The sequence below is a fragment of the uncultured Mediterranea sp. genome (genome assembly GCF_902493215.1).
GTDB lineage: Bacteria > Bacteroidota > Bacteroidia > Bacteroidales > Bacteroidaceae > Bacteroides.
Genome location: NZ_CABUOL010000021.1, coordinates 1 through 14,216, shown reverse-complemented (window position 1 = coordinate 14,216; position 14,216 = coordinate 1). Strand labels below are relative to the sequence as shown.

At 50.9% G+C, this 14,216-nt stretch carries 12 protein-coding genes; 4 read left to right on the top strand and 8 right to left on the bottom strand.

The genetic code is table 11. The features are described from left to right. Window positions 1-46: 46 nt before the first annotated feature. The 6 genes from nagA to RDO88_RS11235 all read right to left on the bottom strand — a co-directional run bounded on the left by nagA (window position 47) and on the right by RDO88_RS11235 (window position 8,939). Window positions 47-1,210 carry an N-acetylglucosamine-6-phosphate deacetylase gene (nagA, locus tag RDO88_RS11260; protein ID WP_307759468.1) on the bottom strand — a complete coding sequence of 388 codons (1,164 nt, stop codon included), beginning with the start codon at window positions 1,208-1,210 and terminating at the stop codon, window positions 47-49. 104 nt (window positions 1,211-1,314) lie between these two features. Further along, complete coding sequence (locus tag RDO88_RS11255; RefSeq protein WP_307759467.1) at window positions 1,315-2,103, bottom strand: patatin-like phospholipase family protein; 789 nt, start codon at window positions 2,101-2,103, stop codon at window positions 1,315-1,317. Between the two features lie 37 nt (window positions 2,104-2,140). Next, the gene (locus tag RDO88_RS11250; RefSeq protein ID WP_307759466.1) at window positions 2,141-3,046 is read right to left on the bottom strand and encodes an ion transporter; all 906 of its coding nucleotides are present in this window, start codon (window positions 3,044-3,046) and stop codon (window positions 2,141-2,143) included. 211 nt (window positions 3,047-3,257) lie between these two features. Further along, window positions 3,258-4,628 (bottom strand): efflux transporter outer membrane subunit, encoded by a 1,371-nt coding sequence (locus RDO88_RS11245; protein ID WP_307759465.1) that lies wholly within the window; start codon window positions 4,626-4,628, stop codon window positions 3,258-3,260. A 30-nt stretch (window positions 4,629-4,658) separates the two neighbouring features. After that, window positions 4,659-7,793 carry an efflux RND transporter permease subunit gene (locus tag RDO88_RS11240; protein ID WP_307759464.1) on the bottom strand — a complete coding sequence of 1,045 codons (3,135 nt, stop codon included), beginning with the start codon at window positions 7,791-7,793 and terminating at the stop codon, window positions 4,659-4,661. Between the two features lie 21 nt (window positions 7,794-7,814). Next, window positions 7,815-8,939 (bottom strand): efflux RND transporter periplasmic adaptor subunit, encoded by a 1,125-nt coding sequence (locus tag RDO88_RS11235; protein WP_374043944.1) that lies wholly within the window; start codon window positions 8,937-8,939, stop codon window positions 7,815-7,817. 259 nt (window positions 8,940-9,198) lie between these two features. Between RDO88_RS11235 and RDO88_RS11230 the strand changes: the two genes are divergently transcribed. Next, a complete protein-coding gene (locus RDO88_RS11230) occupies window positions 9,199-10,116 on the top strand; it encodes a helix-turn-helix domain-containing protein (RefSeq protein WP_307759462.1) in 918 nt (305 codons plus the stop codon). 5 nt (window positions 10,117-10,121) lie between these two features. On the opposite strand, the gene RDO88_RS11225 is transcribed toward RDO88_RS11230, so the two are convergent. Beyond that, window positions 10,122-11,246: a glycerate kinase gene (locus RDO88_RS11225; RefSeq protein WP_307759461.1), complete on the bottom strand. Its 1,125-nt coding sequence runs from the start codon at window positions 11,244-11,246 to the stop codon at window positions 10,122-10,124. 88 nt (window positions 11,247-11,334) lie between these two features. On the opposite strand from RDO88_RS11225, the gene RDO88_RS11220 reads away from it, so the two are divergent. From RDO88_RS11220 to RDO88_RS11210, 3 genes are read left to right on the top strand one after another with little or no spacing between them, the layout of a single operon-like run. After that, window positions 11,335-11,934 carry a YigZ family protein gene (locus RDO88_RS11220; protein WP_307759460.1) on the top strand — a complete coding sequence of 200 codons (600 nt, stop codon included), beginning with the start codon at window positions 11,335-11,337 and terminating at the stop codon, window positions 11,932-11,934. A 37-nt stretch (window positions 11,935-11,971) separates the two neighbouring features. Then, window positions 11,972-13,096 (top strand): HpaII family restriction endonuclease, encoded by a 1,125-nt coding sequence (locus RDO88_RS11215; protein WP_307759459.1) that lies wholly within the window; start codon window positions 11,972-11,974, stop codon window positions 13,094-13,096. 21 nt (window positions 13,097-13,117) lie between these two features. Next, the gene (locus RDO88_RS11210; protein WP_307759458.1) at window positions 13,118-13,681 is read left to right on the top strand and encodes a nitroreductase family protein; all 564 of its coding nucleotides are present in this window, start codon (window positions 13,118-13,120) and stop codon (window positions 13,679-13,681) included. A gap of 15 nt (window positions 13,682-13,696) precedes the next feature. On the opposite strand, the gene RDO88_RS11205 is transcribed toward RDO88_RS11210, so the two are convergent. Next, window positions 13,697-13,981: a hypothetical protein gene (locus RDO88_RS11205; protein ID WP_307759457.1), complete on the bottom strand. Its 285-nt coding sequence runs from the start codon at window positions 13,979-13,981 to the stop codon at window positions 13,697-13,699. Between the last annotated feature and the right edge of the window lie 235 nt (window positions 13,982-14,216).

The following is a 14,216-nucleotide window of genomic DNA, read 5'->3' as shown; positions in this document are numbered from 1 at the left end:
TATCAGTTTTGGGTTAGGATATTGTTTTTGTTTCCTGTTCCTGCAATCAGAACAAGGTATTGGTTTCGTCGATGAGTTTGCCTGCCTGCCATACGGCACGGATGTTCAGTTCCTTGTCCATGACGATGACGTCGGCATCCATGTCTTTTTGCAAAGATCCCTTGCGGTCGGCAATGTTCATGATGCGTGCCGGTGTTTCGCTGGCCATGCGGAGGGCGTCTCCCAGAGGGATGCCGGCCTTGACCATGGTACGTACCAGAGTGTCACAGGTAGCAATACTGCCAGCCAGTGCCGAGCGGTCGGCCAGTTTGCAGACTCCGTCTTCGATGATGTAGCGCGGGTCGTTGATTTCCTTTCCGTCGCTGGCCGAACACGACATGGCGTCGGTGACGAGGCAGGTGTGGTCTACACCCTTCAACTTATAAGCCAGTTTCAGAATGGTGGCGGGCAGGTGGATACCGTCGGCTATCAGCTCGATGGTCATGCCGTCCGTCAGATAGACGCTTTCTACAGTACCTTCGTATTTGTATTCGCGGCGCTTGTGGAAGCCCGGCATAGCGTTGTAGAAGTGTGCGGCATGGGTGAAGCCGGCTTCGTAGGCAGCTTTGATGTCGTCATATTCGGCTTCTGTATGCGAAACGGCAGCCAGGATACCTTTTTCACGCAGATAACCGGCAAACTTGAGTGCACCCGGCAATTCGGGAGAAGCGTCCCAGCGGCGGATGCAGTCGGTCTTTTCCAACAGTTCCTTGTATTCTTTTTCTTCAATGGGCTTGACCAGGCCTGCAAATTGTTCTCCGGCCATTTTAGGGTTCAGATAAGGACCTTCGATGTGGAGGCCTTCCACAGGACTGCCTGCTTCGTGCATGATTTTCTCGCAGATGGCGGCTGCTTCGTACAGCTTGTCAAAGGGAGAGCAGGACAGAGTGGGGTAGATGGTCGTGGAACCATGGAGCAGGTGGGCATGGATAGCAGTACGGAAAGCTTCTTCCGTACACTCGGTAAAGTCGTGTCCGCCTCCTCCGTGAATGTGCATGGACACAAAGCCGGGTACGATGTACATGCCTTTGGCATCTATGAGCTGAGCACCGATCAGGGCCAGGTCACAGTTGGTCACTTCCAATATCTTTCCGTCGCGCATCAGTACGGATCCTTCTTCCAGCCATCCTTGCGGAGTAAATATACGGCCGTTTATAATCTGGGTAAGCATCGTTTTTTTTCTTTTAAAGGTTAGTATTGTTGAATTAGGTTTTCGCAAAAGTAACTACTTCTTGTGAGAAATGGTCATTTTCCGTTCGTTTTTTTGTAAAACTATCAAGAACAGACTGAATGGGCGCGTATTTCGAGAGTCTGTCGGGCCGCTTCGGCTCCACTTTGGATGATGCGGCGGGCGTGGTGGAACTCCATCATGTCGTAGTCGTGTGCAGACATCTGGATAAGGATGTCTGGTTTGAAACGTTCGATGTCGTAGCGGGTAATCTGCTGCATCATCAGACGAGATGATTCGGACAGCAGCAGGTAGGGATTCATACGACGGCGCTTGCCGTTATTGATGGGGGCGTTGACGTCGACGGCCATGAGCAGGTCGCCTGGTGTGCGGATGGCGTGGCGCAGGGGCAGAGGATTGAGCAGGCCACCGTCTACCAGTATGCGTCCTTCTGAACGGACAGGACGGAATACCATGGGAATGGAGATGGAGGCGCGGATGGCTTCGAACAGGTTGCCGGAGGTGAACTTCACTTCCTGCTCACTCAGAATATCTGTGGCCAGGGCGGCGTAGGGCAGGGGCAGACTTTCGATGGGCACGTCGGGGACAATCTGCTTCAGTTCGCGGATGAAGCGGTCACCCTTTACCAGACCGTCGCGGCTCAGGGTGAGGTCGGCCAGTTGGAACATCTTGCGTTTGTCCCAGCTGCATAGCCATTCCTTACATTCGGCCATTCGTCCTGTGGCATACATGGCGCCTACCATGGCTCCCATAGAACTGCCGACGATGGAAGCGATTTCGTAACCATATTCCAGCAAGGTTTCTATTACGCCGATGTGGGCAATACCACGGGCTCCACCCATGGAGAGTACGAGGGATATTTTTTGTTTCTCCATAATTATGAATATATGATGTATGATGGGGAAGAAGCGGTCAGAAACGTTCGTCGTCTCGTCGTTCTTCGTTTACTTTGTCGGGTTCGCTTTTTTTCAGCCTTGCACCGCAACATTTGCAGTAGAGGGCTTCGAAGTCATGACCGTCGCGGTGGCAACGGGGACAGCGCCGTTTCTCCATTTTCTTATGTTCACTCACCATTGTGGCCGAGACGATGCCTGTAGGCACGGCAATGATGGTATAACCGATGAGCATGATGACGGCCGAGAGAAAACGGCCCACCGGGGTAACGGGCGTGATGTCGCCATAGCCTACGGTCGTCATGGTGACAATGGCCCAGTAGATGCTGTTGGGAATATTGTTGAATTGTGAGCCGGTGGCGTCACCTTCGATGGCATACATCACCGTTCCCATGGATGTCACGAGGATGAGCACGAAAAAGAAGAAGATGAATATCTTGGGGGCACTGATCCACAAGGAACGAAGCAGCAGATTGCCTTCGTTGATGAAGGTGAAGAGTTTGAAGATGCGGAAGATGCGGATGAGGCGGAAGGCACGGATGACGAGCAGGTAGTGTGTACCGTGGAGGACGAAACTCAGGTAGACGGGCAACGTAGCCAGCAGATCGACGATGCCGAAAAAGCTGAAAATGTATTTCCGGGGCTCCTTCAGGCAGTAGATGCGTGCCAGATATTCAATGGTGAAAAACAGTGTGAGCACATACTCCAGCACTCGCAGTACGAGATAGGCCGAATGGGGGAAGATGTGCATGCTCTCCAGGATGACGAGCAACACGCTGAGTACAATACTTCCGATGAGAATGATGTCAAACAGTTTGCCTTTGGGCGTGTCCGATTCGAAAACGATGGAGTAAATTTTCTGCTTCAGCTCCTCGTTGTGCAGGAAGTGGTGCCAGTGTTGGCGTAGGGTGGAAAAATATTTCATAATGTCCGGTTACTTGATGATTGTCTGGCAAAGTTAGCAATTTCTTTACGAAACTGGTGGTTTCATCCGTTGAAACATAAAACAAGCCCGCACGGTTCGTCGCGAATGGTGCGGGCTTCAGGTTGACTTCATAATATTGGTTTATGAAGAGAGAGTAGATTTAGTTAACATGGTATTAGAAAACCCCTTTAGGGAAATATAGGATTCTATTTTATTGGTCGGTTCCTCCACCCAAAGCATGGTAGAGGTTGATGACTCCCTGTATCTCGCTGTAGCGGTCGGATGCCAGTGTCAGTTGCGCCGAGAGGAGTGATTGACGGGCAGTAATCACTTGCAGATAGTTTACCGTACCGTGCTCCATCAGCAGGCGGGTATCTGAAACTGTTGTTTCCAATTGTTTCACCTGTTCCTTGTCCAGCAGGATTTGTTCGCGGGCAGTCTGCCATTGGATAAGGGCGTTGTTCACTTCCTGACCGGCATTAAGCAGTGACTGTTTGAAGGCGAGCACTGCTTCCTGCTGTTGTGCCTTGGCTATTTTCAGGTTGGCGATGTTCTGTCCGCGGTTGAAGAGTGGCTGTACGAGTGACCCCACTGCTTGCAGAAGCCAGGCACCCGGATTGGTGATGGCTGCTCCGCCACTGTTGGTCCATCCGGCACTTCCGCTCAGTGTGATGCTGGGATAGAAGGCCGACCGGGCAGAGTTGGTGGCATAGAAGGCTTGCATCAGCGAGGCTTCGGCTTGGCGTACGTCCGGACGGCGTGACAGGAGTTCGATGGGTAGTCCGACTGACATGCGGTCAGGGAACTGCTGCCCGTCCAATGTTCCTCGTTCGAGGCGGTGGGGTACTTCACCGATGAACACACACAAGGCATTTTCCTGTTCGGCTACCTGTCGTTGGAGCGAGAGGAGCGATGACTCGGCGCTGAGCCGCGAGGCTTCGGCCTGGCTTAGCGTGGCACGGTCAGCCTCGCCTGCTTTCATCAGGGCGTGGAGTGATTTGACGTATTCACGCCAACTTTCTGTTGTCTGCGTGGTGACTCTAACCTGTTCGTCAAGCATCAGCAGGGCATAGTAGCTGTCGGCTACAGTAGCTATGACCTGTGTCTGCATGGCCTGTCGGTAGGCCTCGCTTTCCAGCAGGGCAGCGCGGGCACCTCGTTTAGCGTTGGTCAGTTTCCCGAAGAGGTCAATTTCCCACGAGGCCGATCCTCCCAGTGAATAGGTTTTCTGTGCTTTGCTTCCGTCAAAACTGGAGAGAGTGCCCTGCGGGTCGAGTTGCAGGGAGGGTAGGTAAGCCAGTTTGGATGACATCAGTGTGGCCTGTGCTTCCTTGACACGTAAGGCAGCTGTTTGCAGGTCTGTGTTGGCTTCCAGACCACGGCGTATGAGTGACTGGAGGCAGGGATCGGTGAACAGTTCCTCCCATCCCAGCGAGGCGATGGACGAAGCTGTGTCGGGAGCGGTGTCGGCGCGGTAGAGGCTGTCGGTCTGCACCGTGCTCAGGTCGGGCCGTTCGTATTTGTTGTATATGCCGCAACCGGTTGTCAATAAGGAAAGGGCGGCTATCAGTATTTTTTTCATTCTATTGTTTCTGTTATGGTTTGTACAATTTCAGTCTTCCTCGTGTTTGCGGGCAGGCATCAGCCGTTCCTGCAAGGTCTGGAAGACAATGAACAGTGTGGGTACTACGAAGAGCAGGGCCAGTGTCCCGACGATCATTCCACCTACAGTACCTACACCCAGCGAGATGTTACCGTTGGCACCGGCACCCGAGGCTACGACCAATGGGAACAGACCGATGATCATCGTAAGGGCAGTCATCAGGATGGGACGCAGACGGACGCCGGCTGCCGATACGGCCGCTTGTGCGATGGTCATACCCTGACGGCGTCGGGCCGAAGCATATTCGGTCAGCAGAATGGCTGTCTTGGCCAACAGACCAATCAGCATAATGAGTCCGGTCTGCATGTAGATGTTGTTTTCCAGTCCCCATATCTTGGCAAAGAGGAAACTTCCCATCAGTCCGAATGGTACGCTTAACATGACGGCCAGCGGTACGAAGATACTCTCGTACAGGGCACAGAGGATGAGGAAGACGAAGATGATGCAGATGGAGAAGATGATAACCGTGTTGCTTCCGCTTCCTGCCTCTTCACGTGTGATACCACCGAACTCGTAACCGTAACCTACGGGCAATGTCTCCTTGGCCACTTCGGCAATGGCGGCAATGGCTTCACCCGTACTGTAACCGTCGGCCGGAAGTCCGTTCACCTGAATGGAACTGTAGAGGTTGAAACGGGTAAGTGTTTCAGTACCATATACTTTGGTCAGGTTGACGAACTGACCGATGGGGGCCATCTCACCCGACGAGGTACGTATGAACATATTGTTCAAGGCGTTCTTGTCCAGACGATAAGTCTTGTCGGCCTGTACCATGACGCGGTAAAGTTTGGAGAAACGATTGAAATTGGACGAATAGTTTCCGCCGATGAAGCCCGACAGAACACTGAGCACATCGGTAGTCGTAACGCCTGCACGTTGGCATCGGGCAGCATCCACTTCTACGGTATATTGCGGGAATTTCGTGTCAAATGAGGTATAGGCCATTTGGATTTCGGGACGCTGGTTCAGGGCGGCGATGAAATCCGTGGTATATTTCTGTAATGCGTTGATGTCGCCACCTGCACGGTCCTGCACATAGAGTTCGAACCCGTTTCCCATACCGTATCCCATGATGGTAGGTTGGGCAAAAACGAAGAGTTTCGCCGACTTGATATTGGCTGTACGGCGGTAAATCTCGCTGATGACAGCGTTGATGTTGTCTTGACTTTCCGTACGTTCATCCCAGGGTTTCAGTTTGATGATGAGCATACCACCCGACGGTGCCTGTCCACCCATCATACTGTAGCCGCTGACATTGGAGTAACGGGATATTTGGGGAATGTCTTTGATACATTTCTCGACTTCAGACATGGCTTTGATGGTTTGCGAGAGGCTGCTGCCCGGAGGAGTGGTGACGTTCATAAAGATACAGCCCATGTCTTCCTCGGGGACCAGACCGGTCTTGGTCGTTTTCATCAGAACCACCAGCAGGGCGATACTGGCTACCAGTGCAGTTCCTATTACCCATTTGCGACGGAAGAACCACTTTACCCCGCCTTTGTAGCGAAGTATCAAGCGGTTGAACGAAGCTTCAAAAGCCTGATGGAAACGGGAAGAAAAACTTAGTTTCTGGCCGGTAGAGGCATCGATGTGAGGTGTCATGATGAGTGCACACAGGGCCGGACTCAGTGTAAGGGCGTTGATAGCCGAAATGCCTACGGCAACAGCCATGGTCAGACCGAATTGCATATAGAAGGTTCCGCTGGTACCTCCCATAAACGAAGAGGGAATAAACACGGCCATAAATACCAATGATGTGGTGACAATGGCAGCCGCAATGCCGTCCATGGCACCAGTTGTGGCTTTATAGGGTGAGCGGACACCCTCATCGAACTTGGCCTGTACCGCCTCGACCACCACAATAGCATCGTCCACTACCGTACCGATGACCAAGACGAGAGCAAACAATGTCAACAGGTTGAGGCTGAAACCGGCTATATAAAGGAAAGCAAACGTACCTACCAGTGATACAATGATGGATACTGCTGGAATGATGGTGGAACGTACACTTTGCAGGAAGACATATACAACGAGGATAACGAGGATGATGGCCTCAATCAAAGTCTTTACCACTTCGTGGATAGAGGCATCAAGGAAGTCCTTGGTACTCATCAGATCGGTCAGTACCAGTCCCTTGGGCAATTCTTTGGCTATTTCCGCGGTCAGCTTGTCTATTTCTTCAATGATTTCATTGGCATTGGAACCGGCCGTTTGCGAAATCATACAGGTGGCACCCGGATGTCCGTTTATCTCGCTGTTGTAGGCATAGCTCTGTGCACCAAGTTCTACTTTGGCAATATCTTTCAAACGGAGCACTTCACCGTTCGCAAGTGATTTGATGACAATGTTACCGAATTCTTCGGATGTCTCGTATCGTCCGCGGTATTTGAGGGTGTACTGATAGGTGTTTTCCGAATCTTCGCCTAACGTACCGGTAGCAGCTTCCACGTTTTGGTCGCCTAGAGCATTGATAACGTCGTCGGGTACCAGTGAATACTGGGCCATGACTTGTGGGTTGAGCCAGATACGCATGGCGTAGTCGCCACCCATCACATTGACGTTACCTACACCTGTGATACGTGAAAGGCGTGGCTCGACATTGATTTTGAAGTAGTTGTTGATAAAGGTCTGGTCGTAACTGTCATCGGGACTATAGAGGGCCAGAATTTTCAGCATACTGTTCTGCCTTTTCTCTACGGTTACACCGATTTTGGTCACTTCGGCCGGCAGAAGACCTTCAGCTTCGGATACACGGTTTTTGGTGTTGATGGTTGCCATGTCGGGGTCTGTCCCTTGCTTGAAGTAAACGGTGATACTTCCCGAACCGTTGTTGGTGGCGGTAGAGGTCATGTAGGTCATGTTCTCCACGCCGTTGATGGCTTCCTCCAGCGGGACGATGACGCTCTTCTGTACTGTTTCGGCATTGGCTCCCGTGTAACTGGTGGATACCATAACAGTAGGCGGTGCAATGTCGGGATATTGTTCCATAGGCAGATTGAACAGGCTGATGAGGCCCAGCATCAATATCAACACCGATATGACGCATGCCAGGATGGGGCGGTCAATGAATGTTCTGAGTTTCATAACATATTCCTCCTTTCAGGTTTAGTTGGCAGGCGTGTTGGCGGTTGGCTGGTTGCCTATTACGGCTCCTTCCTGAACCAGACCTGCACCTTCGGCAATGATGGTTTCACCTTCTTCCAGTCCGTTCTCTACGATATACTCTTTTCCATTGTTCACGGGGAATACGGTTACTTGGGAAGAAGTGGCTTTTCCATCCACTACTTTATATACGAATATTTTGTCCTGTATTTCGAATGTGGCTTCCTGCGGCACGATGAGTACGTTCTCTTTTATATAAGGAAGGACGACAGTTCCGCTTCCACCGTTACGCAGCATGTGTTCTGGATTGGGGAAAGTGGCTCTCAGGCTGACGGCGCCTGTACTGGTATCAATTGTTCCGCTGATGGCATCAATACGTCCCTTGTGATCGTAAATCAGACCATCGCTGAGTTTCAGTTCCACTTCAGGCATTTGTTTCAATGCTTCGTCCAGTGTTTTGTACTGGCGTACCAGAGAAAGTACCTGGCTTTCGGTCATGGAAAAATAGACGTACATTTCGGTATCATCGGATACGGTGGTAAGCGGTGTGGAAATAGAGGCGTCTACCAAAGCTCCTACACGGTAGGGCAACATGCCTGATACTCCGTCGACGGGACTTTTCACTTCGGTGTACGAAAGATTGTTGCGCGCATTTACTTCTTCAGCTTTGGCTTGTGCCAGTGTGGCTTCAGCTTGCAACAGACTGTTACGGGCGGTTTGCAGGTCGAAGGCCGATACTACATTTTCTTTGAACAATTGTTCTTTACTGTCGGCTGTCAGGCGTGCCGTGGCGACCGATGCTTCGGCGCTTTTTACGTTGGCTATGGCTGTTTCAAGTGCCGCTTTGTAGGGTACTTGGTCAATGATGACCAATGTCTGCCCTTTTTTTACCTGGGCACCTTCGGCAATACATACTTGGGTGATGGTTCCACTGACCTGTGGGCGAATTTCTACACTCTGTCGTCCGTTGATGACGGCTGTATAACTTTGACTCAGGGTACGTGTTCCGCGTGACACTTCCATTGTTTTGTAGTTTCCTCCGTTCATATTCAGAGGAGCATTCTTACATGCGGTGGCAAGCAGGAGACACAGACTCCATGCGCTTGCGCGTAAAAACATTCTTTTCATTCTTAACTTAATTCATTTAAATGATTATGGCGCAAAGTTATCGGCAATATGGGGGCTTCTTTTGGTTTGGTTTCACTTCAGATTGGTTTAAAATCCTGTATTACCACTTTTTTGCTTTATATTTTCTAATAAGTGAAAAAAGGCTTCGGTCTTTCAAGGCTTTCCTTTATATTTACCCGCAGAAAGGTGAAATCCATTGAAAAAGGTCGCTGGAAGAGAGAGAATACAGGTGATTTCATAATTAATTGGTAAGTGAAATATGGAGAATCTGAAGAATTTTGTTCTCGACTGGTTGGGATCGGATCTGATGCAGGCCGGCATCGTAGAAATGGCAGCCTGTGGCGATGAAGTGGTAATGGTGAAATTGGCAGGGAATTGCCTGACGTTGGGACGAAAGCTTCCCGATAGTGAACATCATGTCAGCATGCTGATGACAAGGGGTGAGCTGCGGTTGACTCTGAATGGCGACCGTATGGGTTTTTTTGCTCCTGCCTATATTGATTTTATAGCTTCCAACCGATGGAAGGACGTGAGGGTAGAAGGAGAGCTGGAAGGCTATCTCTTGGTTGTAGAGCGGAATTTTTTTCTGGAAACAACTTCCAAATTGCGTTCTCGGATATCGGAAAAAATGATGGTGTATGCTCAAAGACCTTTTGTCTCGTTGAACACTGAAGAGGTAGCAAGACTTCAGAACCTCTCTTCTGCCTTGTATGCTCTGATGGTGGCCGAAAAGAATGGCGTTTTTCATCGTGAACTGGTACAGAGTATGTTGCGTGCCTGTCAGTGTGAATTGTGGAACATCGTTTTTCGTCAGGATGAGTCTGTGGAAAAAGCGGAGGAACCCTATCATCTGGGAGAACTGGTAGCCCGTTTCCTTTATCTGGCTCATACCTATTGTTGTGAACGTCACGAAGTGAATTGGTATTGCGAACAGTTGGGCGTATCGCCCAACGTTTTGACTGCCACATTAAAAAGATTTTATGGGAAAACAGCCCGTAGCATTATAGACGACTTGCTTATAACTGAGGCAAAGGTCGCTTTGAGGAACCCTGAATTGAGCGTGCAGGATATATCCGACAAACTTTGCTTCAGTGACCAATCGGCTTTTGGCAAGTTCTTCAAACGTTATTGTGGAATGTCTCCTGCTCTTTTCCGGAAGGAATATATGGTGCAATAAGTTTATCACTTTTCTTTTAAAAGCCGTTCAATGGTCCGGCTGATGTTCGCTTGAGCCACGTCTTTCTGCATGGCTGTGCTGAGGGGCATATCCGGAGGGGTGGTGGCATATACTTGGCTGAAACCGGCCGAACGAAGTATTTCTTCGTCGGCTACTTGGCCGGCTATCAGAACGACAGGGATACCTGTCTGGCGGGATTCGTTCAGTACGCCTGCCGGAACTTTCCCCATTGTCGTCTGCCGGTCGGCGCGGCCTTCGCCCGTAATGATCAGATCGGCTCCCTTAATCTTGTCTTGAAAACCGTTGGCTTCCAGCAGCAGGCTGATGCCCGGACGGAGTTCGGCGTTCAGAAAGGCAGCCAGTGCACCGCCCAGTCCTCCTGCAGCTCCGGCACCGGGTAGGGTGGCAATGTCATGTCCTGTCGTTTGTCGGTAGAGTTCGGCCAGATGGCGCAGGCCTTTGTCAAGCAGTTGCACCTCGTCGGGGGTAGCACCTTTTTGTGGAGAGAAGATATAGGCTGCACCTTCGGGGCCGTAGAACGGATTGCGGACATCGCAGGCGGCGGTACATCGGACGGCCTTCATAGCTGGGTGGGCAAGCGAGGTGTCTATTCTGTCTGCTTTCTCCATATCACAGCCTTTTCCTTTCAACTCCTGGCCCTGGTTATTTAGGAAACGGATTCCTAAAGCGCTGAGCATACCCATTCCTCCGTCGTTGGTGGCACTTCCGCCCAATCCGATGACCAGATGGTCGCATCCCCTGTCGAGGGCATCGCGCATCAGTTGGCCTGTCCCGCGGGTAGTAGTCAGCAGAGGGTTACGTTGGTTTTCTGGCACGAGAGGGAGGCCGCTGGCCGAAGCCATTTCGATGTAGGCTGTTTGTCCGTCGGAACTTATCAGATAACGCGCTTCCACTTTCTCATCCAAAGGTCCCTGCACACGGAGACGCACTTCTTGCATGCGCAAAGAAGAGAGGGCTTCCAGCATACCTTCGCCACCGTCGGCTATCGGGATGCAGACGGTTTCGGCTTGGGGATATACCCGCCGGATGCCTTCGAGGGCGGCAGTTTCGGCTTCGGTGGAAGTGAGGCTCCCTTTAAAGGAGTCGATGGCAAGGACTATCTTTCTCATGACTTCAGTGGATTGCTGTGCCGCAAAATTAGGATTTTTGTCGGGAATAGGCGAGGAGTAAGTGGAAAAATGCATTATCTTTGTCGGTATGAACGAAGACGTATACAGAACCATAGCTGCTCCTGCCGAGGGTATCTATACGGAGAAGCGGAGCAAATTCATAGCCATTGCCTTGCCTGTACGTACGGTGGACGAAGTGAAGGCTTTGCTGGAGGAGTATCAGAAGAAGTATTACGATGCCCGCCATGTGTGCTATGCCTACATGCTCGGTCCTCAGCGCAAGGACTTTCGGGCAAATGACAACGGCGAGCCGTCGGGCACGGCTGGAAAGCCTATCCTGGGACAGATAAATTCCAACGAACTGACGGATATCCTCATTATCGTGGTACGTTACTTTGGAGGCATCAAGTTGGGGACGAGCGGACTGATTGTGGCCTATAAGGCTGCCGCTGCCGAAGCACTTGCCGCCGCCGAGGTCGTGGAGAAGACGGTGGACGAATGCATCCGCTTCTGGTTCGAATATCCTTTCATGAACGACGTGATGCGGGTGGTCAAGGAAGAAGGTCCTGAGATTGTAGAGCAGGGTTACGACATGGATTGCCTCATGACACTCCGCATACGCAGTTCCCTGATGCCACGCTTGCGGGCACGGCTGGAGAAGGTGGAGACATTGAGGATAGAGGAGTAGGGATTTAAATCGATAACTTTACACATTATATATAAGTATGTTCAAAGCAACAAAAAGAGAATTGGGCGAGATTTATGCCTTTTTCCGTCTGTTGGCGGATGGGAGCGTGTATATGGGTACACCTCAGGTACAGAAGGACATGAACCGTTGCTGGCCGGTGGCGCTGGTTCAGCGTGAGGAACACGACGGTACGCGTCGGTATTACATAGAAGAGGACGAAATTCGTATGGTGTCGGGCGAGGTGGACCGTAGCGGGCAGTTTGTGCCGAAGGAGGAGGCGGAGCCGGTTACCTTTCCGAGAGCCGATTTTGGCGAGGCGGCCGACTTTGTGCTCGATATCCTGAAACATTCGTCGGGCGAAGAAGTTGAAGTGCCCGACGGCTTGGAAGGTTTTCTTGATGCTGTACGCATTTACGATCTGGAAGCCAAGACCGATGACCGTACCGATTTCAAGGTAGCTTTCTGGCAGAAAGACGCTCCCTTGACGGGCTTTTGTGTACGTTGTCGCCTGAGTCCCATGAATCCGTTGCTCGACGGCGGACGTACGGCCAACCTGAAGCTGGAGCAGACAGGCGTGAAGTTTGCCGTGCCTACGGTCAACAAGGTGAACGCCCTGCCCGAATCGCCCAACGAAGTGGCCGAGCGTATGCTGATGATTGAGCGGCTGGGTGGTGTGTTGAAGTATAGCGACGTGGCCGACCGCGTGTTCCGTTGCAACCTGTTGATGATTGACCTGCACTTCCCCCGCATGCTGGCCGAGATGGTTCGCCTGATGCACCTCGAAGGTATCACGCGCGTTGCCGAACTGACGGAACGTATCAAGGAACTCAATCCGCTGAAGATAAAGGATGAACTCATCCAGAAACATGGTTTCTATGAATACAAGATGAAGCAGTTCCTGTTGGCTCTGGCCTTGGGCATGCGTCCTGCCAAGATTTTCAGAGGTACCGATTCGGCCGTCGAAGGCATGTTGCTGGTCGATGGGCAGGGTGAGCTGCTCTGTTACCATCAGTCGTGCCGGCAGGACTTTGCCGAATTTCTGTATCAGAATACGCGCTTCGAGAAAGGGGCGCTGGAGAAGGACAAATACGGCTTTCTGGAGCGTGAGAATGGCTCCTGGTATTTCAAGCTGAATGTCAAGATAGGATTGATAAAACGTTGAACCCTATAAATAGTGGAAATGATGAACGAAGTATTGCAAAACATCAAGGCGCGCCGTAGTGTGCGTGCCTATACCGACCGGCAGATATCGGCGGCCGATTTGGACTTGATTCTCGAAGCCGGTGCTTATGCCCCCAATGGCATGCACTATGAAACGTGGCACTTCACGGCCATTCAGGATGCGGCCATCTTGACTGAATTGAACGAAGCCATCAAAGGAGTCTTTGCCAAGAGTGACGAGCCTCGCCTGCGCGAGCGCGGACGGAGTGAAACCTATTGTTGCTACTACCATGCCCCTACGTTGGTGATTGTTTCCAATGAGCCGGCACAATGGTGGGCGCCGATGGATTGTGCCTGTGCATTGGAAAATATTTTCCTGGCAGCCCGCTCATTGGGCATTGGTTCCTGTTGGATCAATCAGCTGGGGCAGACTTGCGATGATCCTGAAGTCCGTGCGTTGCTCACCCGTTTGGGAGTCCCTCAGAATCATAAGGTTTATGGTTGTGCCGCTTTGGGATACGAGCCTGCCGACGCACCACAGAAGGAGAAGAAACTGAAAGAGGGAACCATTACGATTATCCGTTGAGATAATTCATCATTTTTATAAAAGTAAAAGGAGGTTTGCAAACACTCCTTTTGGAAGCAGTCTGCAAACCTCTTTTGGATTTTCGGCCTTCCTTTTTTCTTCATTGCAGGATGTGCACATTCTTTCTTCAGCTTGTCCACAACCTGCATCCGGCTTGTGCACTTCCTCTGGCTGGCTTTTGCACATCCTTTTTCCGTGTCTTAGGAAGCTATTTCCAGTTGAAGAAGACTCTTCTCTATCCGTTTGAAGAATGAAAAGCATTGTTTTCGCTTCCGGAAAGCATCGTTTTCCTCCTTTCAAAGCACTGTTTCCTTTTCCTTCCTTGTTTTTTTTCCATAATGCGAACTGTAACTGTAATTGTAACGCGCGTTGTGTACGCGTGCGTTAAATAAATAATGTATTCTGTTTTTGTCTCCCTTTTCCCTTTCTTCAAAAGCCTGCTATAGAACATAGTTGTAAATCAGCGATTTGGATAAAACTGATAGGAAAATGTGAAAAAAAAGTCGGTATAAGTTTGCAGATCCGGAGATAAGCC